The organism is Larkinella sp., assembly GCF_965227735.1.
Taxonomy (GTDB): domain Bacteria; phylum Bacteroidota; class Bacteroidia; order Cytophagales; family Spirosomataceae; genus Larkinella.
On record NZ_OZ245776.1, the window covers coordinates 6,785,907 to 6,810,480 of the forward strand.

The 24,574-nt window shown below is 55.8% G+C and carries 37 protein-coding genes; 1 reads left to right on the forward strand and 36 read right to left on the reverse strand.

Going from position 1 to position 24,574, the window contains the following annotated elements; genetic code table 11:
- Positions 1–38: 38 nt before the first annotated feature.
- The 32 genes from ACO064_RS26585 to ACO064_RS26740 form a co-directional block, all read right to left on the reverse strand.
- Positions 39–896 (reverse strand): hypothetical protein, encoded by an 858-nt coding sequence (locus ACO064_RS26585; protein WP_421830219.1) that lies wholly within the window; start codon positions 894–896, stop codon positions 39–41.
- Positions 893–1,213 (reverse strand): hypothetical protein, encoded by a 321-nt coding sequence (locus tag ACO064_RS26590; RefSeq protein ID WP_421830220.1) that lies wholly within the window; start codon positions 1,211–1,213, stop codon positions 893–895. The genes ACO064_RS26585 and ACO064_RS26590 overlap by 4 nt, the downstream gene beginning before the upstream one ends.
- Positions 1,191–1,589 (reverse strand): hypothetical protein, encoded by a 399-nt coding sequence (locus ACO064_RS26595; protein WP_421830221.1) that lies wholly within the window; start codon positions 1,587–1,589, stop codon positions 1,191–1,193. Before ACO064_RS26595 ends, ACO064_RS26590 begins: the two co-directional genes overlap by 23 nt.
- Positions 1,586–2,221, reverse strand: coding sequence for a hypothetical protein (locus ACO064_RS26600; protein ID WP_421830222.1), 636 nt, complete (start codon positions 2,219–2,221; stop codon positions 1,586–1,588). The genes ACO064_RS26595 and ACO064_RS26600 overlap by 4 nt, the downstream gene beginning before the upstream one ends.
- On the reverse strand, positions 2,140–2,925 hold the full coding sequence (locus ACO064_RS26605; RefSeq protein ID WP_421830223.1) for a hypothetical protein: 786 nt from the start codon (positions 2,923–2,925) through the stop codon (positions 2,140–2,142). Before ACO064_RS26605 ends, ACO064_RS26600 begins: the two co-directional genes overlap by 82 nt.
- A complete protein-coding gene (locus ACO064_RS26610; RefSeq protein ID WP_421830224.1) occupies positions 2,900–3,106 on the reverse strand; it encodes a hypothetical protein in 207 nt (68 codons plus the stop codon). Before ACO064_RS26610 ends, ACO064_RS26605 begins: the two co-directional genes overlap by 26 nt.
- The gene (locus ACO064_RS26615; protein ID WP_421830225.1) at positions 3,103–4,089 is read right to left on the reverse strand and encodes a DUF6712 family protein; all 987 of its coding nucleotides are present in this window, start codon (positions 4,087–4,089) and stop codon (positions 3,103–3,105) included. Before ACO064_RS26615 ends, ACO064_RS26610 begins: the two co-directional genes overlap by 4 nt.
- Complete coding sequence (locus ACO064_RS26620) at positions 4,076–5,446, reverse strand: hypothetical protein (protein WP_421830226.1); 1,371 nt, start codon at positions 5,444–5,446, stop codon at positions 4,076–4,078. The genes ACO064_RS26615 and ACO064_RS26620 overlap by 14 nt, the downstream gene beginning before the upstream one ends.
- Positions 5,443–5,730, reverse strand: a complete 288-nt coding sequence (locus ACO064_RS26625; RefSeq protein WP_421830227.1) for a hypothetical protein — start codon at positions 5,728–5,730, stop codon at positions 5,443–5,445. Before ACO064_RS26625 ends, ACO064_RS26620 begins: the two co-directional genes overlap by 4 nt.
- Before the next feature lie 281 nt (positions 5,731–6,011).
- Positions 6,012–7,571, reverse strand: coding sequence for a hypothetical protein (locus ACO064_RS26630; protein WP_421830228.1), 1,560 nt, complete (start codon positions 7,569–7,571; stop codon positions 6,012–6,014).
- Positions 7,564–8,094: a hypothetical protein gene (locus ACO064_RS26635; protein WP_421830229.1), complete on the reverse strand. Its 531-nt coding sequence runs from the start codon at positions 8,092–8,094 to the stop codon at positions 7,564–7,566. Before ACO064_RS26635 ends, ACO064_RS26630 begins: the two co-directional genes overlap by 8 nt.
- Positions 8,095–8,318: 224 nt before the next feature.
- Entirely contained in the window at positions 8,319–8,891 is a 573-nt protein-coding gene (locus ACO064_RS26640) for a hypothetical protein (protein WP_421830230.1), read from the reverse strand.
- Entirely contained in the window at positions 8,888–9,052 is a 165-nt protein-coding gene (locus ACO064_RS26645) for a SymE family type I addiction module toxin (protein WP_421830231.1), read from the reverse strand. Before ACO064_RS26645 ends, ACO064_RS26640 begins: the two co-directional genes overlap by 4 nt.
- 93 nt (positions 9,053–9,145) lie before the next feature.
- Complete coding sequence (locus ACO064_RS26650) at positions 9,146–9,313, reverse strand: hypothetical protein (RefSeq protein ID WP_421830232.1); 168 nt, start codon at positions 9,311–9,313, stop codon at positions 9,146–9,148.
- Complete coding sequence (locus tag ACO064_RS26655; RefSeq protein WP_421830233.1) at positions 9,310–9,474, reverse strand: hypothetical protein; 165 nt, start codon at positions 9,472–9,474, stop codon at positions 9,310–9,312. The genes ACO064_RS26650 and ACO064_RS26655 overlap by 4 nt, the downstream gene beginning before the upstream one ends.
- A 104-nt stretch (positions 9,475–9,578) precedes the next feature.
- A complete protein-coding gene (locus tag ACO064_RS26660; RefSeq protein WP_421830234.1) occupies positions 9,579–10,373 on the reverse strand; it encodes an N-6 DNA methylase in 795 nt (264 codons plus the stop codon).
- 45 nt (positions 10,374–10,418) lie between these two features.
- A complete protein-coding gene (locus tag ACO064_RS26665; protein ID WP_421830235.1) occupies positions 10,419–11,093 on the reverse strand; it encodes a hypothetical protein in 675 nt (224 codons plus the stop codon).
- A gap of 136 nt (positions 11,094–11,229) precedes the next feature.
- Positions 11,230–12,318: a hypothetical protein gene (locus ACO064_RS26670; RefSeq protein WP_421830236.1), complete on the reverse strand. Its 1,089-nt coding sequence runs from the start codon at positions 12,316–12,318 to the stop codon at positions 11,230–11,232.
- Positions 12,319–12,339: 21 nt separating this feature from the next.
- Positions 12,340–13,083: a hypothetical protein gene (locus tag ACO064_RS26675; protein ID WP_421830237.1), complete on the reverse strand. Its 744-nt coding sequence runs from the start codon at positions 13,081–13,083 to the stop codon at positions 12,340–12,342.
- On the reverse strand, positions 13,062–13,682 hold the full coding sequence (locus ACO064_RS26680; RefSeq protein ID WP_421830238.1) for a hypothetical protein: 621 nt from the start codon (positions 13,680–13,682) through the stop codon (positions 13,062–13,064). Before ACO064_RS26680 ends, ACO064_RS26675 begins: the two co-directional genes overlap by 22 nt.
- 64 nt (positions 13,683–13,746) lie before the next feature.
- Complete coding sequence (locus tag ACO064_RS26685; protein ID WP_421830239.1) at positions 13,747–14,379, reverse strand: hypothetical protein; 633 nt, start codon at positions 14,377–14,379, stop codon at positions 13,747–13,749.
- 9 nt (positions 14,380–14,388) lie between these two features.
- Positions 14,389–14,622 (reverse strand): hypothetical protein, encoded by a 234-nt coding sequence (locus ACO064_RS26690; protein ID WP_421830240.1) that lies wholly within the window; start codon positions 14,620–14,622, stop codon positions 14,389–14,391.
- 205 nt (positions 14,623–14,827) lie between these two features.
- The gene (locus ACO064_RS26695; protein WP_421830241.1) at positions 14,828–14,998 is read right to left on the reverse strand and encodes a hypothetical protein; all 171 of its coding nucleotides are present in this window, start codon (positions 14,996–14,998) and stop codon (positions 14,828–14,830) included.
- Positions 14,999–15,195: 197 nt separating this feature from the next.
- Positions 15,196–15,876, reverse strand: a complete 681-nt coding sequence (locus ACO064_RS26700) for a hypothetical protein (RefSeq protein ID WP_421830242.1) — start codon at positions 15,874–15,876, stop codon at positions 15,196–15,198.
- 44 nt (positions 15,877–15,920) lie between these two features.
- Positions 15,921–16,916 (reverse strand): hypothetical protein, encoded by a 996-nt coding sequence (locus tag ACO064_RS26705; protein ID WP_421830243.1) that lies wholly within the window; start codon positions 16,914–16,916, stop codon positions 15,921–15,923.
- 57 nt (positions 16,917–16,973) lie between these two features.
- The gene (locus tag ACO064_RS26710) at positions 16,974–17,363 is read right to left on the reverse strand and encodes a hypothetical protein (protein ID WP_421830244.1); all 390 of its coding nucleotides are present in this window, start codon (positions 17,361–17,363) and stop codon (positions 16,974–16,976) included.
- A 33-nt stretch (positions 17,364–17,396) separates the two neighbouring features.
- A complete protein-coding gene (locus tag ACO064_RS26715) occupies positions 17,397–18,293 on the reverse strand; it encodes a S49 family peptidase (RefSeq protein ID WP_421830245.1) in 897 nt (298 codons plus the stop codon).
- 57 nt (positions 18,294–18,350) lie between these two features.
- Positions 18,351–18,734 (reverse strand): DUF1353 domain-containing protein, encoded by a 384-nt coding sequence (locus ACO064_RS26720; RefSeq protein ID WP_421830246.1) that lies wholly within the window; start codon positions 18,732–18,734, stop codon positions 18,351–18,353.
- Positions 18,734–19,243 (reverse strand): hypothetical protein, encoded by a 510-nt coding sequence (locus tag ACO064_RS26725; RefSeq protein ID WP_421830247.1) that lies wholly within the window; start codon positions 19,241–19,243, stop codon positions 18,734–18,736. The genes ACO064_RS26720 and ACO064_RS26725 overlap by 1 nt, the downstream gene beginning before the upstream one ends.
- A 3-nt stretch (positions 19,244–19,246) precedes the next feature.
- A complete protein-coding gene (locus tag ACO064_RS26730) occupies positions 19,247–20,647 on the reverse strand; it encodes a hypothetical protein (protein ID WP_421830248.1) in 1,401 nt (466 codons plus the stop codon).
- 4 nt (positions 20,648–20,651) lie between these two features.
- Positions 20,652–21,230 carry a hypothetical protein gene (locus tag ACO064_RS26735; protein ID WP_421830249.1) on the reverse strand — a complete coding sequence of 193 codons (579 nt, stop codon included), beginning with the start codon at positions 21,228–21,230 and terminating at the stop codon, positions 20,652–20,654.
- A gap of 183 nt (positions 21,231–21,413) precedes the next feature.
- Positions 21,414–21,893, reverse strand: coding sequence for a hypothetical protein (locus ACO064_RS26740; RefSeq protein WP_421830251.1), 480 nt, complete (start codon positions 21,891–21,893; stop codon positions 21,414–21,416).
- Positions 21,894–22,651: 758 nt separating this feature from the next.
- Here ACO064_RS26740 and ACO064_RS26745 point away from each other — a divergent pair.
- The gene (locus ACO064_RS26745) at positions 22,652–22,879 is read left to right on the forward strand and encodes a hypothetical protein (protein ID WP_421830252.1); all 228 of its coding nucleotides are present in this window, start codon (positions 22,652–22,654) and stop codon (positions 22,877–22,879) included.
- 42 nt (positions 22,880–22,921) lie between these two features.
- On the opposite strand, the gene ACO064_RS26750 is transcribed toward ACO064_RS26745, so the two are convergent.
- The 4 genes from ACO064_RS26750 to ACO064_RS26765 all read right to left on the reverse strand — a co-directional run bounded on the left by ACO064_RS26750 (position 22,922) and on the right by ACO064_RS26765 (position 24,568).
- Positions 22,922–23,197 (reverse strand): DUF2829 domain-containing protein, encoded by a 276-nt coding sequence (locus tag ACO064_RS26750; protein WP_421830254.1) that lies wholly within the window; start codon positions 23,195–23,197, stop codon positions 22,922–22,924.
- 187 nt (positions 23,198–23,384) lie between these two features.
- Positions 23,385–23,843 carry a hypothetical protein gene (locus ACO064_RS26755; protein ID WP_421830255.1) on the reverse strand — a complete coding sequence of 153 codons (459 nt, stop codon included), beginning with the start codon at positions 23,841–23,843 and terminating at the stop codon, positions 23,385–23,387.
- A 1-nt stretch (position 23,844) separates the two neighbouring features.
- Positions 23,845–24,267, reverse strand: coding sequence for a DUF3127 domain-containing protein (locus tag ACO064_RS26760; protein ID WP_421830256.1), 423 nt, complete (start codon positions 24,265–24,267; stop codon positions 23,845–23,847).
- Between the two features lie 40 nt (positions 24,268–24,307).
- Entirely contained in the window at positions 24,308–24,568 is a 261-nt protein-coding gene (locus ACO064_RS26765; protein WP_421830257.1) for a hypothetical protein, read from the reverse strand.
- Positions 24,569–24,574: the final 6 nt, after the last annotated feature.

Below are 24,574 nucleotides of genomic sequence, written 5' to 3' on the forward strand. Positions count from 1 at the left end.
ATCAGGTATCTAACGAGTCATAAAAGACTACAAAATCCTCACCTGGCTTCTGATCGCAAATCCTCCATTTCCTTTTCCAGTCGTTCGGTTTCCCGTTTGATTTTCAGGTTGTTGTCCCGCAGAAAAATCCAGACCGTGTGGACGTTCTGTTTGCAGACCTGATCGAAGTTGCCGAAAACACCCAGTTTGGCTATGTCCATCAGCGAGGTTAGGATGCCTTCGCCGTTTTTGTACAGGGGCGGCTCGTCCGACTCGTCGCTGTCGTAGACGTCCTGATAGCTTTCGAAAAACCGGTTGTTCATCCACTCGAAGTATTTCAACACCGCCATCACCTGCCCGATACTGAGCTTCTGAAACCGGCGGGCGCGTTCGTCGGCCAGCACCGAATTGAACTCTTCGCGCAGATCGCCGTTCCAGTCGGCCGACTGCCGGAACGTCTCGGCATCCTTGCGCACCGGGCGGCACAGCGTGGCGATCAAGGAATAGACCGCCAGCGAGTTGGGGTTTTCGGGGCGGGTATAAGCCAGGTAGTGGATATTGGCCATCGCAATTTCAATCGCCGAGGTGTTGCTGTAGTGCGGCTCGGGCAAATGGTAGTGCACGCCGTCGACTTCAAACCAGTCCAGGGGCTTATGCTGCAGTTTCTCGGTCCAGATCCAGCGGGTGAGCTGGCCCAGCCGGTACCGCTGCTCGACCGTCAGTTGTTGGGCGGTTTTTTTCGGAACCGGCAGAATCTCCGCCAGGGCGCGGGCTTTCAACACCGCCCGTTCGGGGGGCTCGAGTAAATCCAGCGGCACCAGCGTCAGCGGCAAGAGCGCCGTGATCTGGCGGCTGGTGCATTCGGGCCATGCCTGGGGCAATTGGTAAGCGGTGGTATTGAGCCAAACGGTTTTCATCGGAGCCAGCTACGTAGTTGAAGATAAATTCCCAGAGTGGCCAGACCTCGCCAGCCCCAGTTCTCCAGCCGGGCGCGTTGCAGGCGGGGGCGCAGCGGGTCCTTCCGGATGATCACCTGTTTCAGCGAATCCCGTTCGGCCCGCAGTTTGATCATTGAAAGGGTGAGGCTCAGTCGCTCGGCCTGGCAGTGCTGCACATCGGCCCGCAGGTACCCGGTGCGCTGTTTTAAAAACTCGTAGCGCACCAGCGAATCGAGCACCGCCGGGGCCTTGCGGATAGCTTCCCGAATGAGGCTAACGCTGTCGGCGGGGAGCACTCCGTGGGGCCACGGAATTCTTTGGCGTGACGTAATCGACGATTGCCCGTAGAGCGTCCAGCTCAGACAGATGCTGCAGACTGTCACGCACCATTTTTTCCTGCAAGTCATGAATGCGTTGTTGTTGGGTGGAGATAATTTGCTGACCGTGGGCCAGTTGCCCGGCGTACTGAATGCTGTCGAACAGGGCCTGCCGCCGGGAGTTTTCCCGCAAGAGGGCGGTGCGCTCGTCCTGGCAGGTTTGCAGGCTGCTCTGGCTGGTGAGCCAGCTTAATGCAAAACCGACCGCCCAGACCAGGGCGCCCACCACCAGTTCCCAGAGAAAACGTTTGCGGTCGAGCTGAACAAACCGGATGACTTTGATGATCCATTTCATCGGGTTTGCCAGTAGGGGCTGATTTGGTTAACGATCAGCTTAATTTCCCGCATTCGCCTACGGGTTTTGTAGACGCCCCCGACGCCGTTGGTGCCGCCGGTATTAAAACCGATGCAGTCGATGGCGTCGGCGTCGGGGTCCCAGCGCGGGCTGGCGTAGCCTTCGATGTGGCTGGCAAACAGGCTGACGCCGTCCATCAGGGCGGGTTTGGGGCCGAGCCGCTGATTGCCCCGGCTGCTGCGCCGGTAGACGATCTTTCGGGCGTCGGCAAACCAACTCGCCACGCTGCCGGGGCTGCCGATCGGGAGTTTAACACCCGCCCGCAGGTGGCACCAGTACAGCCCCGACGCGCAGTAGTACGCCCGTTCGGGCAGGCCCAGGGCGCGGTTATACCGGGCAATCTGGGGGTGGTCGTTGCGGTTGGTGCGTTCCCGGATGCCGACCTGCGCGCGGGCGGTATCGTAAATGGCCTGGCGCAGCGTCCCTTCATCGGGAAAGGTGATCGTCGTCAGGGCCAGGGTATACGGGTTTGGTTTGGTACCGGCCCGGTTTACGGTTTGACCAGATGCGATAAGGCTGCCAAGAGCAAAAAGCCCAAGATAAAGCAGGTGGCGAGTTTGGAGCGTTGCCATGGGGTTAGTTCGTCAAAGAATTCCCGGTAAAAATCCTTGCCCGTCTGCACAAACGGAAGGACGTAAAAGCCCACCATCGGCACCACCAGCAGGAGCAGCAGCAGGGCGATGGGCAGGTCGGTGAGTTGCACGAACTTCTCGTAGGCGAATTTCTGCACCGACGTCAGATCGTAGGGCTGCATCTGTTTGTCAAACGCCAATCCCTGGTTCACGGTCTGGATCGTGTTGTGCAGATCCGTGAACGCATTGTAGGCCACCCACATGGCCACCACCACGCCCAGGAGCTGAAAGGCGAGCATCAGCCGGTGGTGCTGTTCGAACCAGGCTTTGGGCGGGGCGGGCTGGTCGGTCGTGGCCAGGCCCAACTGCCGGTCTAGGTCGCGTGCCTGGCGCTCGGAGTCGGCGGCAAAACCGTAGAGCGTTTTCTTCTCGTCTTCGGCCGTGGCCTGCCTGGCCTGGGCGCGAAAATCCTGGGCGTCTTCCAGCAGCGAATCGCGTTCGGCAATCTGGCGGCTGCGCTCGGCTTCCTGGGCCTGGCGTTTGCGGTCTTCGATGGCCAGCTTCTGGCTTTCGATGCGGACCAGATCGGCTTTGAGTCGTTCTTCTTCGGCCTCGATGGCGGAGAGGTCGGGGACGGCGTGGCCGTTGAGGGGTCGGGTTTTACCCACTTCGGGGACTTTACCGGGTTTTGTGAGATTTTCCATGGAGGGTGACAAACAAGGCGTAGACGAAAATGAAAACGGAGAGCAATACCGCCAGGGCGGGGGGCACCCAGAGCGGGGCGGTGATCCACCACCACGACAGATCGGGGAAGGTGGTGTATTTGACGGCTGCCAGCAGCAGACAAATGAGCAGGAGTACCAGGGCAACGTAAGCGCGGTTCATAACACGAAATAGGGTTGGTTGGGATCGTTGGGAAAGCCTTGGCCGGTGGGGGCTTTTTCGGTGGGGGCGGTGTAGGCCGCCGAGGTATAGTAAGCCGTCAGCACGGTCGGACTGGCGGTTTTGTCGAGGTAGTTTTTCAAAAGCCCGGCAAACTTTTCGGCTTCTTTTTCGGCCCGCAGCGCCAGTTCTTCCCGGCGATCCCGGGGCAAATAATCCTCGTTGGTGATGCCGTCGGTTTCGGCCAGCAGCCGCCAGTCTTCGGTGAGGTTGAGAAACGGAATCGACTCGCGAAACGACTCGTTGGCCAGGGCAAACCGCAGGAGCTGCAGGGCGTGGGTTTCTTCGTCCGAAAAGGTGTAAGCCGAATCCGTCAGCTTGGCTTTCAGGTCGTCGAAAAACGGTTTACCCAGTAGCGGTTGCAGGTAAAAATCTTCCGCTTTCTGAATGTATTCGCGCTGGGCCAGATACAACCGGCGGGACTTTTGGGCGTGGGGAAAATACCGGGTCAGTTCGGTGGCCGAATGCAGAAAACTGCCGTGGGTGAGGCTGTAGGCCGGGCTGTTTTTCCAGATTGGAAACTCGTCGGCGTAGCTCTCCAGGTAAAACAGGGCGTCTTCCAGCGCCCGGTCGGCGTTGGCGATGAGGTCCTTTTTCATGCTGACGTAGAGCCACTTGCCCATCGGCTGGGCCTGCGAGGGGTTGGAGACCGACACCCCGGCGTCGCCGTTGGTGGACACGAGTTGGGGCAAGCCGATGAAGTAAGCATAGTAGGCCGTCGCGATCCGCAGGTGTTTGAGCAGCCGAACGGTTCGGCCTTCGGGGTTGGTCACCGCCGACAACTCGTCGTATAGGGCGTCGCCGATGGCGGGCAGGAGGTACTTCAGCTCGGCCTGTTCGACAAAGGGCTGCCAGGTGGGCCACTGCATGGTTTTCTGCACCCCGCCCAGTACGGCTTTCAGTTGGGGCGTATCATTGATCAGCATCGGGCTTCTGTTGGTTAGGCTTTTTCTTTTGATCCGGTTTTCCTTCCGATTGGTCGTCTTCTTCGGATTCGGCGTTGCGCGGGTTATCGGGGCTGCTTTTGGCCGTCACGTCGTAGGTGTAGGTTTTGATCCGCTGGATGTACAGGGTTTTGGCGGGGTCCAGCCCGTCGATTTTCTGGGCGATCAGCAGCGGTTTGAGGATCAGCCGCCGGTGCTGCACCGTCAGAAAGTCCTGCATGTAGTTGGCGCTGGCTTCCAGTTCTTTGCCCGATCCGCCGAGTTTCGCCCCGGTTTCGATGCCCGCCAGCGCGGGCAAAACGCCGTGGCCCTGGGCCTGGGCGATGTTGGCCGCGTTGTAGAGGTTCAGAAACGCTTCATCGTCGATGGTCGATTTCAGGGGCGTGATCCTGACGCCGGGCAGTTCCTTGCCCATCGTGTCGGTTTTGTGAAACGTGAACAGAACCTTGTTGGGATTCTCGTAGCTGGCGACAGTTTCGGCCATCGCGTCGAGTACCTTCTTCTGGTGGGCCTTCTTCTCGACCTCGTTTTCGAAACCTTCCGCGTCGAAATAATCGTCGGGAATGCTGATGTGGTGGGTAATGAAGTAGCCGTTGTCCAGCCCCTTGTCGTTGAAGACCGGCACTTTGTTGGACACCTTCGTCCAGTTTTCGGTACCCCACCAGGGCGAAAGGGCGAAGAACTTCTGGCCGGGAATGGCCGGGCGGCACACCCGCAAAATCGACACCGGAAACTTGGCCGGGTCGGACGGATCGAAGGCCGGAACCCGGACGTACTCGTCTTTTTTGAAGCGCGGGGTGCCGTAGTTGGCGTTGATCAGGTAGGCCGTCACCTTCGTCTGACCCTTCTCCAGCTTGGCGGGGCGAATGTCGAAGACGTCCACCACGTCGATGGAAAGCAGTTTCTGACCACTCTCGAAGGCAAACCGCACGTAAAACTCTTCGGCGAACGAAAGCTGGAGGGCGGCCGCCGGCACGAATTCGTCCAGACTCAGCCGGTCGATCCACTCCTGGTACACCGGATCGATGACCGGCGTGAGTTTGATCTCATCGCCGACCACCTGGCGGGTGCCGACGCCCAGGCCCAAACCGGCGGCAAAGTCGGCTTTGGTGTAGATGAGTTGCCATTTGTTGGGCGACGCGCAGGCCAGCTCGTGCAGCCGGTGCAGCACTTTGTCGTCCCCGCGCGGGATGTGGTCGGCTTTGGTGCCGGTGGCGCGGCCCCGGTCGAGGGAGGCATCGACGGTCGTGGAGGCATCCCGGCCGAAAGTCACGACACTGGCCGCGCCCTTTGGGCCGTAGGGCACGACGTAGACGTTATTGGCGATTTGGCGAATCATAGCAGGTGGTTTACCGGCAGGTGGTTGAATTGGACGATCAGGTCGATGTAGCAATCGAAGTGTTTTCGCTCACCGGGTTGGTAGCATTTGAGAATGCCGGAGCGGTTCATCTTTTTGCGGTCGTTGAGCCGGTTCACCTGCGTGGGCTGGAGCCGGGTGCAACCCGACCGCACGGAAACCGCGCCGTTGGTTTTCCGGAACTTCAAATCAAAGACGGCGTGGGGCCGGTTGACTTCGGCCAGCACTTCGGAGATGCCAATCACGGGTCGGTGGATGCTGCTCATTGCGGGTTGTTTTTTACAGCAGCAAGATTAATTCAGCGCCTTTTGGGGAAGAAGGACACGATTTTTCGGGCGTTTTTGAGTAGCTTTTGCAATCCGATTTTTACGAACCGGTTGACAATGAATCAGAAAAGTGAAAAGCGGCCTAAAAACCGCTTCTTCACCTGCTCGGTGGGGCGCCCGCCCTTTCACGAGAATGGAAATTTCCATTTAAAAAAAAGAGGATATAGGCGCTGGAAGAATCGGAATGAATTTTCTTAACGCTACCTACTCTTGCGAATTTTTCAGGCGACGTACAACGTATTCTGCTGTTTGCGGTGGCCGGGTAGGAGCTGGCGGCATTTGGCCCACAGCCAGTAGTCCAGGGCGTCGGTGCCATCGGTGGCGTACTCGCGGTGCTTGGCCTGGCGTTCGCTGGTCTTGTCCTTTTCGAAGGTGTCGCCGATCTTGACGGGCGTGCTTTGAATGGCGATGATGAGCACCTTGTTGGTGTTCTGGTTGATGCGGATGCGGGGCGCGCGCGGGTTGGCTTCTTCTAGCAGCAGGTTGATTAATAAGTACTTGTCCTTATGGCGCGGGTAGGCCGTCAGCTCCCTTCGGAATACCTTCCATCCCTTCTTGACTAAGGCATTGGCAAACTGGTCGAAGAAGGGTTTGTTTTCGTTGCTGGTGGCGGCACTGCGGGAACGCCCGCCCGGATCTCCGTACACAAAGGCTTCTTTTTTGGGGTGGTTTTCGTAGGTGGCCGCAAACCAGGCCGCCGTCTGCAGGACGATGTTGGTGTCCTGACTGTCCAGAACGGGCTTGGTGTAGTGGCTGTTGACCACCCGCAGTTCCCGGTTGATTTCCTGACCGACTAAGGCCCAGCAGATATCGGCGTTAAAGTCCAGGCTCACATCCAGCGGTTTGTCGGGGTGGTAATCATTGGACTGGTAGAGGGTCAGCCCGGATTTGTCGTCGTGCTGGTAGCCGTAACTCTCAAAATAACAGTGCTTGCTGGTGGTGAAGGCGTGGTAAAAACAGTTGGGCAGTTTGCCGATCCGGCGGTTTAAAACTTCTACCTCGAATTCCAGGGGGTCAAGTTCCTCGCGCAGTTTATCGGCGTAATCCAGCGGCAGAATCTCCTGATTATCGACATACGTGGATTCGACAAAGAGGTTTTCGGGTGGGGTGCGTTTGAGTTCTTCCGGAGAAAATTTCTTCCGCAGTTCTAGCTCTTTCTGCCAGGCTTCCTCGGTGTGGTAGATGTGCATGCCCTCCTGGGTCCAGGGGGCGGACGAAAAATCGAAATAGCCGTGGTGCCAGGGGTCGTTGGAAAACGATTTATATCGGTTGGCCCGCAGGGTGGGCAGAATAACCTTGTTCATAAAGTCGGGCTTGATCAGCGCCGATTCGTCGGCCAATGCTCCGTCCAGATTCAGACCCCGGTGGGTTTCGGGGCGGTCCTGGCTGATGAGCTGGAGGGTGGCCCCGGAAATGTGGGTGATGCAGTACTGGTAGCCCAGCTTGCCGGGGGCTTTGAAGGGTTTGGGCCAGGTGTCCGGCGGTTTGATGCCGACGACGTAGGTGCCGAACGGATTGGCTTTGGAGTATTCAAACTGGCCCATCATCTCCAGGGCTTCTTTCAGACCGGGCATGACCACCAGATCGAGCTGCACGTAGGTCAGGCCGACCAGTCCCCATTTGCTGCGCGGAAAGCGGTCGAAAATCATACCGACCTTGAAGCCCAGGGTGGTGGTTTTGCCCGAACCGCGCCCGGCGTTGAAGGTCTTCCGGCGGGCGCGGCTCCGGAGGAATTTAATCTGCTTGGGGTTCGCGTATACTTTGCGGCTTTCGCTACTCATCCAACTCCAGCTCCTGCTGTTTTTTATAGACGTTGACGTTGTTGATAAAGATGTACTTGCCGGGTTTCTGGAAATCGGCGGGATCGAGACCGGGCAGTTCCTGCTGGTACAAACCGGCCAGTTCATCGGCTTCGCGCCGGCACTCGCGGGCTTCGCGGATGTCTTTTTCCTTGAAGGCGATGTTAGACAGCAGATCGTAGTAGGCAATGGAAGCCCGGCGACGGCCTTCCTTGTCGGTTTCTTCCACGGCCCCGAACAGCAACTTGCATTCTTCGACGATATACCGGGCCATGCGGTCCTGGAGGGCGTAGTCTTTGATGAGCACCGAGCGCACCATGTCCTCGGTGCGGCCCATGCGGAGCATGCTCCAGGCTTTGGAATACTGCTCCAGTTTCAGTTGCTCCGACTCGGTAAAGTCCTCGTAGGTCAGCTCATTGGCGTAAAACTGGAGATAGCGGTCCAGTTTGGTTTCGTCAATCTTCAGCAGGCGCTTGGCCTTTTTCAACGTTAATTTTTTGCTCATTCCTTCTGGAAAAAAAAGCGACTCTGCAATACTACAGAGCCGCTTTTGGGGTAGGAAGGACGGCTTTACTCCGTTCATTCTTCCGATTCAGTGACCAGCTTTTTACCGGCGCGCCGGGCCGCTTTTTTTCGCGCCCGATCACCAGAACTAATCTCGGAAAAGAGACATTTTTGAGCGTTAATCCGATCCGTTTTGTTTGTGTAAGGTTTCATGCGAGTGATTTTTTAGTTAAACAACCCATTCCCCTCCGGATTCATAATCGCCTTCATGGCTTTCATCCGCATATCCCGCTCCCCGTCCACATCCCGGTGGGGGTGAAGCAGCGTGCCTTCGTCGAAGAAATGCGCCCAGGAGCGGCCCAATTGCCGCCCCCGTTCGTTGTGCTTGTCGAGAGCAAAGTCGGGCATGTCCTGTCGGCGGAACGGATGCGTGAGCCAGGCCCAGATCAGCGTCCAGTCGATCATCCGACTTTTGCGCGCGCGGCACAGGCGCAATACCGCATGGGTCAGAAACAACCGCTGGGGCTCGTTCTTGTCCTCTTTCTTTTTGGCCTGTTCCCGGTGCATTTCGTAGAGCGCCCAAATCTCCGCCGGTAGTCCCGGTTCCGCCAGGCCAATGTCTTCGCTGGTCATGATCCGCAGCCGCTTCCAGACGTATTCGACAAAGCCCGAATCGTACAGCTCCACCGCCCAGAACATCGCCTGGTCCTCGTAGCCGCGCCGGATGCACTTTTGCAGTGCACTGCTGCATTCAAAAAAATCGTACCCTTTCTTGGTCCGGATGTCGTATTTGCTCATCGTTCAATTACAATTTTGTTGCCTTCTACGCTGACTTTCACCGTTTCGCCCAGGGCAAAACCGGCCTTTTCCATCCACTTGCCCGCCAGCAGCAGGGCGGGGACATATTCTGTTTTTCGGTATTTCTGGCGGGGTTGATACCCGATTTTTCGTAATTTCACGTCGTCAGAGGTTTATTCCGGGTCGCCGGTGCGATTTAACTTCAGTTAACATTCTGGCAAAAGCCCGGAAGCCTTGCATCCGGGCTTTATCGTTTAGCCAAACAAGTTTTGCTGCCGATCTGGATGATTGAACAGCGGCAAATCCGAAAAGCCAAGGTTCTCGCTTTTCCGGATGCCAAGCCGGGTCGGCTGGGTCGCCAGCAATTCGGCCAGTAGTTTCTGCTCGAGCACGCCGGGTTTCGGTGGGGTCTTCTTTTTCATCTGCGTTTCAGTTGTTTGTAGACCGTGGCCAGATCGATTTCTTGCCGCACCACGCGCCAGGCGACTTTCAGGCTGATACTCATGTTCAGCAGGCCTTTGCGGAACAGCGCCCAGGCGGTTTTCATCACCGACCGCAGTCGGGTAATCCAGGTAATTCTCATTGATTATCAGCGCGTTAATGGTTTAACTTCCCCTGTAATATCTCCCGACAGAACGGATATAAAAAGCGTTTTTTCAGAAATATTTTTCATTAAAACGCTGATTTTCAGAACAATACAAACTGTCCATTTTGTAGAATCTGGGCGACGGTTTGGGGTTCTTTCGGTGCCGTCGGCGTGGGCGTTGGGGCGGTTTTTGCCTTCGCCGGTTCGGGCTTACTTTCTTCCTGGAGCGTTCTAAACAGGTAGGAGTCTTCGGGCTGAATCACTTCGATGGAAGGACTGCCTATCTGGGGCAACAGTCGGTTGATTCGGTAGCCAAACCGCCATTCCCATTTCAAACTGTCCATGCAAACCGCTTCGCCTTCGCAGCCGTGCATCGCCATGTTGACGGCCGTCATCCGCGCGCAGATCGGGTCCAGGTCGGCGGCAAAGTGGTAGTTGCCCGGAGCCAGGGCGTGGAAGGCCAGCAGCATCCGGCCTGATCCGCTGGCCGGATCGGAGACCTTCAATCGTTTTCCCTTCAGCGACTCGCTACAACCCTGCAACCGGACCATCATATCACAGAGGTGTTCCGGCGTGAAATATTGCCCCAGGAGTTGCGATTTGCCCCGGCTGGTCAGGCATTCGTAGTAACTGCCCAAACCGTCGTACCAACTGGTATCGGTTACGATTTGCGACTGCTGGAGCCGCAGCAGTTCGTGGGTCAGTTTCACAAACCGGTCCAGATCGCCGTAGTGGGATTTCAAACGTTCATAGGTTCCCACGCGCTGGGGCATGAACGATTCAGTCAGGAATTCCACGAAGTCGCTGAAAAAGCTGGAGTAATTCCACCCATGCTCTGCTTCACAGAATAGGGCATTGAACGCACGGAGTTCGTGCGGCACGTCGGTTGATTTCATACAGATAGCAAGAAAAAGCCCCTCTGGTTGGAGGGGCTGAGTGATTTAGAACGGGACGGTTTCGGTGGTGGCCGGTTGGGAGAAGTGGGCCGATCGGATCAAATGCTCGACGTAGTAGTCCTTGATTCGAAAGCCGGTCAGTTGCCGAAACCGGTCTTCGAGGTTCAATCGAATCACCTGCGCGGGCGATTGGTAACTGTTGGGTTTATACGTCCGGACGAAATCCAGAATGGCCTCGATGCTGACCTGGGCGGGGGCAATGGCGTTGATTTCGTCCACCTGCACGTCCAGGTGCCGACCGGTTTTTTTAAACCAGCTTCGTGACACGTCGGGCAGCCAGTTTTTGTCGCCCCATCGTTCGAAGTCCTCTTTCGGAAAGGGCGCCAGATGTTCATCGAGCACACTTTCCACCGACACCCAGGCGTCGGCATCGACGCAGGCCTGTTTCCACAGTTTGGCAATTTCCAGTGGGTTTTGGGAGTGGTCGTAGAGGTACTCATCGACCCGCTCCGGATCGATGTCAGCGGGTAGTGGGGTGGGGATCAGGGCCAGGTGGGCGACGGTGTAGAGACCAAGTTTGGCGCACACCATCTTATCCAGTGTGTTGATGTGCATCCGGCGGCCCACCTCGGTGGCCCATTCGTAATACTCTTTTTCGGTCTTGCCGGTTGTGGCCAGAAATCGTTCTAAATTTCGGCGGGAAATTGACTCGTTTTGCATTGATATACAGGAGGTTAATTGTTTAACTTCCCCTGTAATATCTCCCGACAGAACGGATTATAAAAGCGTTTTTCCGAGAAATTTGCAGTAAATAATTTAAATACAACTATTGCGATAATTTTTAAGTGCTTTTATATCACTTGCCTCGTTTTAATATTGAGAAGGGCCAAAGTATCTCATAAAGTGGTTCAAATCTTTCAAAAATACTATTAATATATTCATCAGATCGGGGGCCATATGCTAACCTTGAACTATAAAAATCAGGCTCTGAGGAAAGAATAGCAAAAGCCTTTTCGCATTCAAAAGAAGCATTTAAAGAGGAGTCCGGAAACTTATATTTTTCTTGTATATTAAGTTGCTGTAATACAAAGCCAATAAAATATGTCCTAATTGCTGGTGGAGGATAAAGGCTAGTAAAAAAATTATTAGGGCTATATCCTTTACTTCCTACTAGCCTAAAAAGTGCAGAGATCGAAAAATACCAAGCAAATGAGGCTATCTCAGGAGTATTCAATCCATCTTTTGTTTGAGTTCCTCTATTATTTAAATCGATTAGAATTGCGATATGGAAATAATAGCCAATCTGTGCTGAATAATCATCCGCATCTATCTCGATCGCTTGCCGTATCCAGTCACCACCTACATCTTCTGTGAGGTTCTCATTATCAGAAACCATAGCCAACCCAGTCTTATTTTCAAGATAGTCAACATGCCCTTTTAAAATATGAGCATACTCATGCATTAAAATAAATCGAAAAGCAAAATAGGTAAGGGCAACAGCAAATTGACTACGAGTGGAATCAACAGGGAATATACTTTCTTCTCTTTTTTTTTGAGTTGCCTCATTGATGTCAATGTCAGGCGATTTTGGAGGTGAAACTTCTTTTGAAAGATCTCCAATTTGAGGTAGTATGTCTCGGTGTGATAACATCCTGTAAAAGAGCTTCATTAGTAAAAGAACAGTACCTTCATTAATGCCTATAAAATATTCTTCATCTTCTTTAAAAGCGAAAGCGTTAACATCAGTACCGTCTACAAAGTATACATTTGGGCTTGGGAATGTCCCTCCGTTATCATTTATAATCCAGGTAATCATTCGATTCCCATCAGCAAGCAATGCACTTAATACACCTGTTTCGCTAACTTGTTCATCAGTTAACCTTTTACCCAATTTAAGTCTTGCAACTATTCTATCGAAGGTTTCTTCTGGTGTATCAAACGTCATAAGTATTTGATATAAAAATTATTAAAATGGTAATTTCAGTGTCTTCTGAAACGGGTGCTTCAACGTCGCCTTCCCACGCGCTTTCTTTAAAGTAACCACATCCCTTCCAAATACTCGCTGCAAGTACGCAAAATCTTTCTCTTCCGCATCGATGTTCCGAAACTCGGCCAATCCCCCCGAATTGACAAACGTATCTTTCTGATAAAAATAAAACCGGGTATCCTTCCAAATCAGCCGGTGTTCGTAGGCATTCAGGCAACTGATCCAGTAATCCTCGTTGCAGCGAATCTCCGGGGAGTACCAAAGCCGGCTCCCGGTCAAAACGCCGTGCGCGCAACCGGTCACGTAGCCGCTGAGTTGAATCGGACTGAGCGAGATATACGAAACCGGCGTGGGGCTGGAGCTGAAGCCGAACAGGTAGGCTCCCGCCTGTCGGGCTGCGTCGGCCGTCGCCTGAATGATTTCCCGCGCGGTGCGTTCGTCCACGTCCGCCGGTTCGCCGGGCTGGGTATACAGCCGCCGGAACGCCTTGATGTCGTCGTCGAGCATGAACACGGAGCCGAAATGCCGGATGATCCAGTCGCGCTTGCGGGCCAGGCCCACCACCGAATCCGGATGGGTGACGATCTCGTCGTTGGGGTTGCACAGCCGGTAGGCTTTTTCCTGGCTTTCCGGAACGCAGAGAATGGCCCCTTCCACCACGCTGGTCGTCAGCACCCGCGTGTGGCGTTTGTGAGAGGGAATTACGATCTGGCAGCTTTCCATTGGTCCTGGAGGTGTTTGGCGGTGAGAACGTGCGTTTTGCCCACGAGCGAGGATTTGTAGCACTGCATCGTATCGACGGCCAGCAGTTCGGCCACGTTGGTTTCGTCGATCTCGTTGGTGCAGACAATGATGAAGGCCGTATACTTCTCCGAGAATTTGGCCACAATCGGCATTTCCGGTTTTTCTTCGTCCGGCAGCGCTTCCTTCAACTGGGCTTCCAGATCACCCAGATCGATTCCGTAGCTACCCAGATCGACGTACTCCGAAAAGTCGGACTGCAGCAGCAGTTTGTCCCACTCGCCGAAGGTGCTGTTCTCGATGACGGAAATTTCCTTGAACTCGGCTTCGGTCAGTTTCCGGGTGGCCACCCGCACGTCGATCAGCTCGTGGCCCTTGCCCATTGCCAGCATCACTTTGCACCGCTGGTGTCCGGCCATCAGCGTGCCGTCCGCATCGACCACCGGCAGGCCGATCAGCCCAAACTGGCCGATCTTGGATTCGAGTTCCCGCTGTTTGGCGGCCGTAATTTTGCGGGGATTTTTTTCGTAGGGCACCAGGTCCTGCACCCGGCGTTTTTCGGTAACAAATAACTCGGTCATGGTTTGCGAACACGTGATTGAGCCGCAAAACTGACCGCCACCGGACGAACTACCCAGGACGAAATCAAAGGGCTTTGAAGATCGCCACCATCCGCTCCAGCTTTAGTTCGGCTTTGGCGATCTGGGTGCGGTAGTGTTGCTTCTTGGCTTCGGTCGAGGCCCGCTCCAGGCCGCTGCGGTATTTGCTCAGTTTCGATTTCTCGTAGCGCATCAGCCGGTCGAGTTCAAACTTGTCGGTGGGCAGCGAGGCCGCGTAGCTGTCTTCGATCAGCTTCACCGGCTCCGTCACCGGGCGGTGGCCGTGGTCGAGGGCGTAGCGGATTTCGTCCTGCTTTTCGACCCAGGCCCGGCGGAGCGTCAGGATCTGCTGCACCACCTCCGGACACGCCAGCGCGTCGGGAATGCTTTTCAGGGAATTGGACAGTTCGGCTTTCCGGCGGCTGATCTCGCCCTGCTCGCTCCGGATCGTGTCGACCAGGGCGGCCAGATCGGGCGGCAGACTGGCACCGGGTTGCCGGATCGGGCGGATAGGTTTCAGAGGTTCGGTAGCAGGTTGAGCGGTGCTCAGGTTCTCGTACACCCGCCGTGCCTGCTCGACGTCGGCCGGGCTGGCCTGGCCGCTGCGCAGCTTGAGTTTGGTCAGGTTCCAGGCGGCTTTGGCTTTCGCCCGTTCCTGCTGCAGTTGGGTTTCGGTCATCCGGCGAAACTACGCGTCCGACTCGCCATCGGCCAGGAGCGCATCCGAAAAGTCATCGACAGTCTGTTGCCACGTTTTGGCATCGATCCAGACTTCGGGCTCCTCATAATGGTTGATCTGCCCGGCCAGAATAAACTGAACTTCGTCGGAATAACTCGTCAGGAGCTGCTGGAGCTGGCGGGGCGCAATACCGCCCTGTTGCAGATGATTCGAGAGGGAGGGGAGGCAGGCAGGACGGAGCATATATGAAGCCGGTTGGTCACTGCGAACACACGTCTTGGAGGACGATCTGTTACCCTACTTACAAAGGTATGCCAACCGGCAGGTTTTTGAGCCCTGCCAGTTGATCGACCTCCAATAAAAAAATGTGTTCGCAGGGCAAACATAACAAAAAACCGGTTGACCTCAAGGCCAACCGGTTTTTACATACAAACAATTTTGGAGTTAACTATTCGTCAGGGTCTTCGTCTTCGTCCGATTCGTCCGACGCATCGGGTTCATCCGCTGTTTCCCGGCTTTTCAGCAGGGCTTCCAGCTTCCGCTGCGCTTTTTGCTTCAGCTCCTGATCGGTCGCCGGTTCGGCTGCCTTTCCGGCTGGTGGTGTTTTCACTTTCGTCATGGGGTTGTGGGGTGGATGGTGCCAACTGGTCGTCAGCGGGTTCAAAATAGTGTTGTAGTCCGGCCTGGATGAGCTTTTCGGCCAGTGAATCGGTCAGGGTCTCGTCGATGTTCACCAGGCCCAGGTTTCCGACCGAATGGCGAACGCCCCCCTGGGGAACGTTCACCAGTTTAAACTTCGTCAGCATCGATCCGCCGTCAGGACACCGGGGCGGGCTGGATCGGCAGCGTGGCCACCAGCGACGCCTGAATCGGCAGCAGATCCCACATGAAACCGTCCTGCTCGCCCTTGAGCGTAAAACCGCGCTTGTCGTTGCCCTTCTTGCCGCCCTTGAACGACTTTTTCAGGAAAATCGGGTTGTCGCTCGACCCCACCACCACGTACTGCCCGTCGTTCATTTCCACCACCCAGACGCTGCCCGCGTTCAGGTGCTTTTTCAGCTCTCCCTGGATGGTTTTCGAAAACCCGGCCAGCATTAGCTCGATGGTGTGCTTGTGGCTTTGAAAGCCCGGATCGCCGTTCGAATCCGAGTTGACTTCCGCCGTGCCGTCGGGAAACTGGTACTCGGCAAATTTGTCGGTGCCCACCAGTTCGGGCAGCGCCGTCACCTCGCCGGTGCTGGCTTCGGCCAGCGTGGGCCAGATGCCCTGGATGGATTTGGACAACACCACCAGCACCTTCCTGAGGCCGCCGGGGTTGGGGGCCTGAAACGACTGGCCGTCGAGGTTGGCAAAGTTGACGTAGGCCATGCCCAGCACCGGAGCCGCCACGCCCAGGGGATCGGCGGCCAGGTGGTGAAACACTTCGGTGGGCAGCACCACCCCAATCAGAAAGGCCAGACTGGCCCCGAGAAAATTCAAAACCGCTTTGGTTTTCATGCAGCTTAAAACGAAAAATGGGTGAAACAGAAATTGAAAAAAGGTTAGACCTGACCGCTCCAGATCAGGCCCGGCATGGCCACGTCCATACCCACCTGGAAGTCCATCACCCAGGCCAGGTCCCGCTCGCGGACGTTGTAATCGAACGTCAGGTTCGACTGCGCCGACTCGTCGTCGTAGAGCCAGGCGATGATGTTGCGGGGCAAAATCAGCGGGGCTTCAAAAGCCGTCAGCCCGGTGGTGAGCATATACGGCTCGACCAGAAATTCGATCACCGTGCCCTCGATGGTCTGCTTCTGAAAACCGGCGTTGTAGGGCAGCGTGCCGTATTCCTTCCGGTAATTGCGCTCGTAGGCTTTCAGGTGCGCCAGGGGCGTCAGACACACCAGATCCTGGTAGAAGTATTCGGTCGGCAGCGTGTCGATGATCTTCTCGAACTGGCCCACCGCATTGGCTTCGGTAATGGCCGCAATCGTGGCGATGTTGGCCGCCGGGACCCCACCCGAGGCAATCTCCGACTGGTAAATTTTGAACAGGCCGTCCATCGTGTCCAGGGGCGAGGTACCCGCGTCGTTGCGCACCCCGTTGACGTAGGCGTTCCGCAGGTCGGTCTGAATGCGTTTGATGACGTCATTCATGATAAACTGCTCGAAGAGCACTTCCTCCTTGTTGATCTTGCCGCCCTTGATCTGCCCGTAGTAGGTTTTCCACAGGGCCATGATCTTCTCCTGGGTGAACTTGAGATCGACCTTGCAGGGCTTCACTTTGGCCTTGCGCGGTTTGATTTTGAAGACGTTGTTTTTGGGCGTAAAGCCGTTGTACTGCGAGGGTTGCACCACCGAACCCATGACCAGTTCGGTCAAAACGACTTCGTCATTGCCCGGAATGGACATGACGTATTCGTCGAGGGGTTTGACCGGCGTGCCGGGTAGGCCGCTGACGCCGGGGGCCAGGGCCTTCGAAAAAATGTGGTCTTTGTTGTCGCGCGCGTAGTCGGTGGCCGTGCCGGCCAGCGCGCTCAGGTCTAATGCATCGGGCATCGTCGATCAGGCGGTTGAAGTAAAAAAAAGTGGTGTGGATAGTCCGAAAACCCAAGCTTACTGATTCCAGGGGGCGGTTTCATAGGACCGCTTTTTGCCGGTCGTACCGGTGTTGGCGTCGGCTCCGGGCGTAACGGCCTGGCCCACCAGGTTGCCGTGCCAGCGCCGGAGGGTTTCCAGCTCGGCCTTGTTTTTGCGCCAGTGACCGGCGTCGGCCAGCAGCGTCTGGTATTCCGCTTCGCTCATTTCGACTTCCAACACGTCGGCGGCCGCAACCGGGGGCGGGGTGGTTTCTTTGGTGGGCGTTTCGGTCGATATCTTTTCGGTCGGCGGCTCGTTTTCGGCGGAGGCTTCAACCGAAGTGGTTTCGACCACATCGGTGGCCGGGTTTTCTTCTTCGGCCTGCGTCTGGAAAAAGTGGCGCAGGTTCAGGCGGATTTTTTTCATGATTGGGATATGGAAAAGATGTGAAGTTGCGGATCAGGCGGATTTGGCGAGTTGATCGGCCCGGCGGATGGCATCGCCCAGAAAACCGATGCGGTCGGCCATGCCCAGCGTCAGGGCCTGCCGACCGGAATACATTTTTCCGGAAAACACGTCGCGGGAAATGCCGGGCCGTCCGCGCTGCACGGTCTTGATGAACGACTGGCGAATGTCGTTGAGCACGGTTTTGGTTTCCGTCCGCACGGCGTCAGAGAGCGGTTCGATGCTGTTAAACAGGGCTTTGTCCTCCGAACCATCGGCCCGGATGATGTTGACAGAAAGGCCTTCCTGCTGGTAGTACTGGCTGGCATCGACGTGCATGGCCAGCACGCCAATGCTGCCGACCTCGGAGCTGGAGGAGCTTTCCATGACGATTTCCCGCGCCTGACTGGCCACCCAGTAAGCCGCCGACGCAGCCATCCCCGCCACCCAGGCCACCACCGGTTTGCCCGACCGGCGCACCACTTCGCCCAGCATTTCGGTGCCGTCCACCTCGCCACCCGGCGAATTGATCTCCAGCACGATGGCCGAAATGGTTTCGTCGCGGTTGGCTTCCAGCACCCAGTTCGCGGTGTCTTCCGATCCCCAGGCGCAGAGTCCGCCGTAGCGGCTCATGGTCCCCATGATGGGCAGGATGACCACCCGCCCGGATTTGGCCGACACTTTGGACAGGGAAGAATACCCCGGCACGGCGGCCGAACGATCCCCGCCCCAGTCGTCCTTTCCCACGTCGTCGTGGCCGGTCAGGGTGCTGACGAAGCGGGGAGGGTGGCGGTTTTCGGAAACATCGAACAGGGGTTTACCGGCCTGCAGGCGACGCAAAGCCAGGTCGGCCATGCGCTCGTGAAAGAGGGGTTCCAGCGCCCATTTGGCGGAAAGCAGGGTGTCGAGCATACAAAAATGGTCCATTCAGACCGGAATCTGCCCGACTATTTCCCCATTCCCCAGGACTCAATTCTCCCACCAAGACCGGCCAAACCAGCGGCAGGCGAGGTACATCAAGCGGTTGCGCAGCTTGCGGTGGGGTTCGATCTGGTCGATGCGGGAGTAGTACTCCAGATCGGCGAGCTTGCGGGCCAGTTTGGCTCCCAGTTTGTCTTCGCCCAGGCGGTTATCGTACCAGTAGTCGTGGAGCAGACTCGCCCGGTTGTAACGTCCGATGGGCGGAAACACGCTCCACAGGGGCGCGGGCACGCTGGCAAAGTCCGTCACGTAGCCCGCCGGAATGATCACTTCCCCGATCAGCGTCTGAAACGTCAGCGGCTCGACCAGCACCCAGCGGTCCGATTTGTCCGGGTCTTCCTCCCGGTAGCGTACAATGATGCCGTCGTCCATCAGAATTCCCCCCGGGCGTCTTTTTCGCGGATGATGTTGGCCAGCATCAGATACACCACCACCAGGTACGGCTCCGAGCCGGTCAGCGGCAAACCCTGCGCCTGCAGGTGGCCCAGGGCCATATTTTGAAAGAAATGCAGCTCTGGCACGGCCCCCGGCGTCTCCGCATCGACCAGCGCCCCGGTGATTCTGCTCCGAAACGATCCGGCGGTGGTGCGCGGAATCTCGATGGGCTGCACCCGCGCCATTCGTTCGCGCATCACAAACGGCGACAGCGTGCCGTCCTGGCTGTAGAGCGCGTACAGATCGTTGCCGTCCGCATCGCAGACGTAGAGTTCAAACAGAACCGAAATTTCCAGATCCGCGTCGAAGGTCAGTCGTTTGAGACGCACCCGGCGCTGCAGGCCATCGGCCAATAATGGGGTGGGCGAAATCGGCAGGTCGATGCCGGTGATGGCTCCCGAGGGCTGGCGGAGCAGGCCCAGTTGGGCGAGTAGGGTGTTTTCCATGTATTACGCAATGAGGATATAGTCGAATTGAAAGGTGGTGCTGCCCGCCGGTCCCGAGTCCGTCGCGTTGATCGTAAAACCCGCACTGGTTTTGGTACCCACGAAAAACCGGTTGAAGCTCATGCCCGCCTGGTTGTTGCGGGCCGTCAGCAACACCGCCTTGGGAGCTGCCGTCAAAACCGATGCCAGTGTCACCGTGGCCAGCACCACATTGGTGCCGGGCGTGGTGCCGGTGGTCAGCGTCAGGGTTCCGGCCAAATCGGTCGACCCGGCCGCGATGGAGGCCGTAGCCCCGGCTCCGGCTCCGGTGGCGTTCACCGCGTTGACGGCGACACTGGGCGCATTGCCCGACGCGATCAGTCGTTTCAGCGTTACGTCACCGTTGAAGGTCGTGGCCCCTGAGAAGGTGTTGGCCCCGCTAAACAGGTTGGTGTGGTGCAATTCGGCCAACACGCCCCGCCCAAAGGGCAGCCGCGCGTGCGCCAGGCCCAGTTCCATCAGCCGCACCGTCTGGTTGGCCGCAATCGTATACGTCACCCGCAAGCCCTTGAGCGGAAAATCAGGCTCTGCAGTCGCCGGAATTTCAAACATGCCCTGTCTCAAAACGTGAGCACCATCATAAACCGTCCGGAAGGGATATCCGGCCGCCGACGTTTGCCATTCCACTTTCAGGCTAGCGATTTCATTCGTGTACGGATAGCGGGACACGTGAAAAAACCGGAATAGGGCCTGGTTATAGACCGGCAAGGGCGTCGTAAAAGCGTAGGTGATCTGCACCGTTCCACCCGAAACGCCCCCGCCGAAAACCGCATCGACGTTGTCGCCGTCGTCGGTCAGGGCAGTAACGTTGGCGATCGTCGCCGTCCCGGTCAGGACCACGGTTGGGGACGGAAACAGCCCCCGGGCGATGCCGAACGCCAGCATGTTGCTGAGTTTGCCCCCAAAAAAAATACTGATCTGTTCGCTGCCCAGCCCGATGCGGAGCCGGGTGGGCGAGAAAGGCTGTTCCAGGGTGGACGATGGAACCACACCCAGCACGCTCAGGGATCGGGTTTTGATGAGTTGACCAGAAGATGTCTGCGCCACCAATAAATCCGTATCGAAGCCATCGCTTTGCGGCAGCACACTGGCCGTCAACGTGCCGGGGTCACCCTTGTCGCCTTTGAGTCCCTGCGGCCCGCGCAGGTCGACCAACGGCCCCACCTGCCCATCGGCGCGGGTGAACCGGATTTGCGTACCGGTCCACTCGTGGTCGGGCGTGTAATCCTGGCCGGTGACCCAGTCGATGAGACTGATGAGAAAATCGCGCACCACCAGGGGCGATAAAAACCGGAAGGGTCTCGGCGGACTGCCCGAAAAGGTGTCGGTGATTTGGTCTTTGATTTGCTGGATGTTCAGGGGCATATACTTAGGAAGTAAAGGAGAGATCAAATTCGTAGCCCCAATCGGCATCGGGAAACAGGTCGGCGTTCTCGAAGCTTTCCAGCAGCCAGGCGGGGTGCGTCTGCCGGCCGCGGAGTTGAAACCGGATCACGTTGCGGTCCGCCGGGCGGTTGCCGCTGCTCTGGGTGGTGGTTAGCTCCAGGGGCGTCTGGACATCCCCCGCCAGATAGTTCGTACCATTAAAGTCTTGCAGAATCACCACCCAGCGCCGACCCAGATGCCGGACGATCCAGGCCAACACGTCGGCGCGGAGTTTGGGTACTTCAAAGCCAATCACCAGCTCGAAGGCGTCGCCGTTCTCGGTTTCGGTATGTCCCACCGTTAGGCCGCAGGTACCGTTGGCAAAACAGAACTCATAGATCGTGGCTCCCGGCGGTACAATCAGGTTGGCAGCCGCCAGGGTGGGAAAGGGCAGGGCGTTTGGGAACTGAACGGGATCGAGAACGGCCAGCACGTCGGTTTCGGCCAGCAGCTTCAACCGGCGGATGCCCCCGGCGTTGGCAAATTGCCCCCATTCCCCGATGCGTTGCTGCGTGATTCCCATGCTCCGAAACTACGGATTCGGATGAGCGGGAAACAGGACAGGATTCGGCCCCCAAAACGGGCCTTTATTAAGAAGGAAGAGAAGCCAAAAAACCTGCCCGTAGAAACCGGACAGGTTTTTCATTTTCAGGACACGATTTGAAGGGAATAGGACGCCATTGGCCCAAAATAGGACAGGATTATTTTAGGCGGCTTGCAGTCGTTTGGCGGGGGTGCTCAGACTGCGGAGTTGCTGCCGCCGAACGAGCTTAAAGGCCGCATCGTAGTCGTAATGCTCCGGATTGATCTGGAAAATCTCGTAAAACCGTTTAACCGATCCCTGCAGCGACGGCAGCCGGTCCATGCGGCCTTTGACGAAACTGATCAGGCCGTTTTCAAAATAGTCTTCCAGAATGTGGCCGAGCCGGATCAGGTTGTCGTCGGTGACCAGCTCGGTGCGAAGCGGAAACGAACACGCGACGCTCAGCGTCACGCCGGTCAGGATGGGCAGGGGTTTGAAGCCTTCGCCCCAGTCGCAGTCGTCGAGGGGGTACTGGCTCAGGAGGCCAATGATGACCCGGCCCAGGTAGCTGTTTTTACGAACCTGAATCGCTTCGGGTCCAAACACGTCCGGGTGGGTCAGGTAGGTCTTTACGTGCGGTCTGATGGGAATTTCGATTTGCATGGTCAGTTTTGGGTAAGTTGCTTACATTAGCGTCTCTTGTCGATCCCGGTTTCAGTTGCCCCGCTGTTGGTAGCAGCGGGGCATCTTGTGTTCAGTCGTTTACAATCTTGTCGTTCATAATATGGACGTTTATTTAGATTGTTCTGCGAGTTTATCCAGACAGGCATGGCATTTTCTAATCTCTTTCGGATTTTCAATGTGTTCAGGATGTCTACCCCAGTATTCGTATTGACCACATGCTGACGATCCGTTCCCGGTGTCGAAATGGTAGTAGTGAACTCCCTTCACTCTGTACCAGCCGTTTTTAGTTTCTTCCATTTATTCGGACGTTTGTTAGAAGTCATCATCAAAATCGTAATTAGGCTCAAAGTCGGAGACGTTAAGCCCCAAGCATTTCGGGTGGTACCGATATTCGGTATTGCTCCCGTCATCTGTCCAGGCTCGAATAGGCATAGTGTTCTCTCCGATTACGGAACCGCATCGGCAGCAAAGGCAGTGCTGAGCCCCGGCATCTGGGAGTCGGTGAACAGGCGGTCGGTCGGTAGTATCTGGATTGTCATTCGGATTTTAAAAAAAAACTAAAATTTAAAAAAGTGTTATTCCAGCGATTAAATAATATTACTAAGCGATTAAAAATATTTTAATCGCTTAGTAATATTATTTTGTAATAGGCTGAATTAAAGACAATTGAACTATCATTATTCATCTCGGGTTCTTGATTTAGATTCATTTATTAAAATTTTAAAAATCAGATATACATGGAAAACTTAAGAGCAAATCTCGAAATACTTTTAGGTCAACAGGGAACTGACACGTCCGTTTTGTTTATCCCTAAAGTGGGTAAAATATCGCAGGAGTATGAAACGTCTCTTCGTGCTTTTATTGAAACCAAAAACATTAATATTCAGGAGGATAGTCTGCCTGTCTATAAGGTTAGGAACTGGATGGAAACCAACGATTTCTCCATGCTCTCTCATTTTAAATAATTCGTATTAGGTGGGGCAAACATTCACCCCACCTAATACGAATTATTTATTCGAATACACTACCTGCCAATCTTCTGCCAGTACATCGACGGTTGACGCATTCCAGCCGGGTTGGTGCGTGTCCTGTGCGGTGTACATTATGATCACCGGCATATACTTTCGTTTGTGCTCCATGCCGCCACCTTTGCCCAGAATTACGCCGAAATGTTCTTCCAAGTAGATGTGCATCCCTTTGCCGTTCCAGCCTACTCGTTGAACCAATTGGCCCTTTTTCATGGCTTCTATAGCCTGTCCGAAATTCATTTTTTTGGTGTTCATAAAACGTGGGGAATATACTTGTGGTAAAATGTGACTTTTTGCAACTTCCTGTATATCAATAGAAGCCATTAGCTCGGTCAAGAATTCAAAGTAAAGAAATCGTGTGTTGATTGACCGCATGGGCGGCTCCGCGGAATTAATTGACTTGCGTTTCAAGTTGAATAGACTGAATACAGCAAGTTAAAATTTAGTCAGAAAGTCTGCTCCCTGAGTATAAAAGCCGAAGTTGATTATAAAACCGCCCGGTCGGCCCATACATTCGGCGTTCGGCATTGTCCCGCCGGTCGTGTGACAAATGGCAGAGTTGGCACCGCGCCTGGAGGTTATCAAACCGGTTGTGGGTGATATCGTGATCCAGATGCGCCACCGTCAACACGACCACCGATAGTTTGGCCATCGGAAAGTCATCAAACCGCAGGTTGTGCTCATCCCGGTAGGCGGTCGCTTCCTTGTAGCTGCCTAACCCTGCCCCGAGTCGATCCGCTTCCGGTGTGCCGTGAATGGGCAGCCACTTGTTTTCCCGCCACTGGCCCACGGAGTAGTTGGCAACCCCGCAGCATTCACACCGGCCCTTTGCCCGGTGGAACCGGATCAGGCGACTGATCAGGCTCCACTTCGGATGATAGCGTTTGTAATCGACGGGCATATCAGAAAGGAATATCGTCGTCGGCAGCATTTCCCATTCCGACTGGTGCGGGCTGCGGTAGTCCCGCCGTTCGGTTCGGAACCGCAGCCTGGGGAGCCGTGGTCACCGTGGCCGCCGACTGCGTTTGCACCACTTCGATACGCCAGGCGTTCAGGTTCGTAGTCACCCCTTTCCGCCCGCCTTCCGCCGTCTTGTCATATTTCCGGCCGTCCAGGTTGTATTTGATCACCACGGACTGCCCTTTCCGCAGTTCGTTGACCAGGTTCACTTTGTCGCCCTTCAACTGAAACTCCGGCGTGTTGGGAAAATCCGGATTGGTGGTGATGTCGATCCAGAAGGAACGGACGGCGTAGTTGTTCTCGCCAACGTATTTGATGGCACTGGCCCCGAGAAACTTGCCGGTAATAACTTGAGAGTCTTGCATGGGATTTTGGTTTTATAAAGTTGAAAATGCGTTGCTATAGTCAGATGACCCCCGTAAAGCGGGTCAGAATCCCGGCCTCGATCCAGTCCTGAAACTCCCGGAGCGGCACTTCGCGGGGCTGTTCTTCATCGATATTCAGAAAGCCGATCTGACTTACGCGCCAGGTGCCGCCGGCATCGAAACCGCCCACTTTGTAGAGCACCAGAAACAGTTGTCCCTGCCCATCCCGCCACCGGCTGAAGCGGGCAATCACCGGCTCGTTTTTTTGTACTTTTTCGGTTTCGACTTCGGGTGTTTCCATGTTTTT

Excerpts from the sequence above, each read along its gene's own strand:
- ACO064_RS26585 (WP_421830219.1), bottom strand. The coding sequence starts at position 896 with ATGAAAACCGTTTGGCTCAATACCACCGCTTACCAATTGCCCCAGGCA.
- ACO064_RS26595 (WP_421830221.1), bottom strand. The coding sequence starts at position 1,589 with ATGAAATGGATCATCAAAGTCATCCGGTTTGTTCAGCTCGACCGCAAA.
- ACO064_RS26600 (WP_421830222.1), bottom strand. The coding sequence starts at position 2,221 with ATGGCAACGCTCCAAACTCGCCACCTGCTTTATCTTGGGCTTTTTGCT.
- ACO064_RS26605 (WP_421830223.1), bottom strand. The coding sequence starts at position 2,925 with ATGGAAAATCTCACAAAACCCGGTAAAGTCCCCGAAGTGGGTAAAACC.
- ACO064_RS26610 (WP_421830224.1), bottom strand. The coding sequence starts at position 3,106 with ATGAACCGCGCTTACGTTGCCCTGGTACTCCTGCTCATTTGTCTGCTG.
- ACO064_RS26615 (WP_421830225.1), bottom strand. The coding sequence starts at position 4,089 with ATGCTGATCAATGATACGCCCCAACTGAAAGCCGTACTGGGCGGGGTG.
- ACO064_RS26620 (WP_421830226.1), bottom strand. The coding sequence starts at position 5,446 with ATGATTCGCCAAATCGCCAATAACGTCTACGTCGTGCCCTACGGCCCA.
- ACO064_RS26625 (WP_421830227.1), bottom strand. The coding sequence starts at position 5,730 with ATGAGCAGCATCCACCGACCCGTGATTGGCATCTCCGAAGTGCTGGCC.
- ACO064_RS26630 (WP_421830228.1), bottom strand. The coding sequence starts at position 7,571 with ATGAGTAGCGAAAGCCGCAAAGTATACGCGAACCCCAAGCAGATTAAA.
- ACO064_RS26635 (WP_421830229.1), bottom strand. The coding sequence starts at position 8,094 with ATGAGCAAAAAATTAACGTTGAAAAAGGCCAAGCGCCTGCTGAAGATT.
- ACO064_RS26640 (WP_421830230.1), bottom strand. The coding sequence starts at position 8,891 with ATGAGCAAATACGACATCCGGACCAAGAAAGGGTACGATTTTTTTGAA.
- ACO064_RS26650 (WP_421830232.1), bottom strand. The coding sequence starts at position 9,313 with ATGAAAAAGAAGACCCCACCGAAACCCGGCGTGCTCGAGCAGAAACTA.
- ACO064_RS26655 (WP_421830233.1), bottom strand. The coding sequence starts at position 9,474 with ATGAGAATTACCTGGATTACCCGACTGCGGTCGGTGATGAAAACCGCC.
- ACO064_RS26660 (WP_421830234.1), bottom strand. The coding sequence starts at position 10,373 with ATGAAATCAACCGACGTGCCGCACGAACTCCGTGCGTTCAATGCCCTA.
- ACO064_RS26665 (WP_421830235.1), bottom strand. The coding sequence starts at position 11,093 with ATGCAAAACGAGTCAATTTCCCGCCGAAATTTAGAACGATTTCTGGCC.
- ACO064_RS26670 (WP_421830236.1), bottom strand. The coding sequence starts at position 12,318 with ATGACGTTTGATACACCAGAAGAAACCTTCGATAGAATAGTTGCAAGA.
- ACO064_RS26675 (WP_421830237.1), bottom strand. The coding sequence starts at position 13,083 with ATGGAAAGCTGCCAGATCGTAATTCCCTCTCACAAACGCCACACGCGG.
- ACO064_RS26680 (WP_421830238.1), bottom strand. The coding sequence starts at position 13,682 with ATGACCGAGTTATTTGTTACCGAAAAACGCCGGGTGCAGGACCTGGTG.
- ACO064_RS26685 (WP_421830239.1), bottom strand. The coding sequence starts at position 14,379 with ATGACCGAAACCCAACTGCAGCAGGAACGGGCGAAAGCCAAAGCCGCC.
- ACO064_RS26690 (WP_421830240.1), bottom strand. The coding sequence starts at position 14,622 with ATGCTCCGTCCTGCCTGCCTCCCCTCCCTCTCGAATCATCTGCAACAG.
- ACO064_RS26695 (WP_421830241.1), bottom strand. The coding sequence starts at position 14,998 with ATGACGAAAGTGAAAACACCACCAGCCGGAAAGGCAGCCGAACCGGCG.
- ACO064_RS26700 (WP_421830242.1), bottom strand. The coding sequence starts at position 15,876 with ATGAAAACCAAAGCGGTTTTGAATTTTCTCGGGGCCAGTCTGGCCTTT.
- ACO064_RS26705 (WP_421830243.1), bottom strand. The coding sequence starts at position 16,916 with ATGCCCGATGCATTAGACCTGAGCGCGCTGGCCGGCACGGCCACCGAC.
- ACO064_RS26710 (WP_421830244.1), bottom strand. The coding sequence starts at position 17,363 with ATGAAAAAAATCCGCCTGAACCTGCGCCACTTTTTCCAGACGCAGGCC.
- ACO064_RS26715 (WP_421830245.1), bottom strand. The coding sequence starts at position 18,293 with ATGCTCGACACCCTGCTTTCCGCCAAATGGGCGCTGGAACCCCTCTTT.
- ACO064_RS26720 (WP_421830246.1), bottom strand. The coding sequence starts at position 18,734 with ATGGACGACGGCATCATTGTACGCTACCGGGAGGAAGACCCGGACAAA.
- ACO064_RS26725 (WP_421830247.1), bottom strand. The coding sequence starts at position 19,243 with ATGGAAAACACCCTACTCGCCCAACTGGGCCTGCTCCGCCAGCCCTCG.
- ACO064_RS26730 (WP_421830248.1), bottom strand. The coding sequence starts at position 20,647 with ATGCCCCTGAACATCCAGCAAATCAAAGACCAAATCACCGACACCTTT.
- ACO064_RS26735 (WP_421830249.1), bottom strand. The coding sequence starts at position 21,230 with ATGGGAATCACGCAGCAACGCATCGGGGAATGGGGGCAATTTGCCAAC.
- ACO064_RS26740 (WP_421830251.1), bottom strand. The coding sequence starts at position 21,893 with ATGCAAATCGAAATTCCCATCAGACCGCACGTAAAGACCTACCTGACC.
- ACO064_RS26745 (WP_421830252.1), top strand. The coding sequence starts at position 22,652 with ATGGAAAACTTAAGAGCAAATCTCGAAATACTTTTAGGTCAACAGGGA.
- ACO064_RS26750 (WP_421830254.1), bottom strand. The coding sequence starts at position 23,197 with ATGAACACCAAAAAAATGAATTTCGGACAGGCTATAGAAGCCATGAAA.
- ACO064_RS26755 (WP_421830255.1), bottom strand. The coding sequence starts at position 23,843 with ATGCCCGTCGATTACAAACGCTATCATCCGAAGTGGAGCCTGATCAGT.
- ACO064_RS26760 (WP_421830256.1), bottom strand. The coding sequence starts at position 24,267 with ATGCAAGACTCTCAAGTTATTACCGGCAAGTTTCTCGGGGCCAGTGCC.
- ACO064_RS26765 (WP_421830257.1), bottom strand. The coding sequence starts at position 24,568 with ATGGAAACACCCGAAGTCGAAACCGAAAAAGTACAAAAAAACGAGCCG.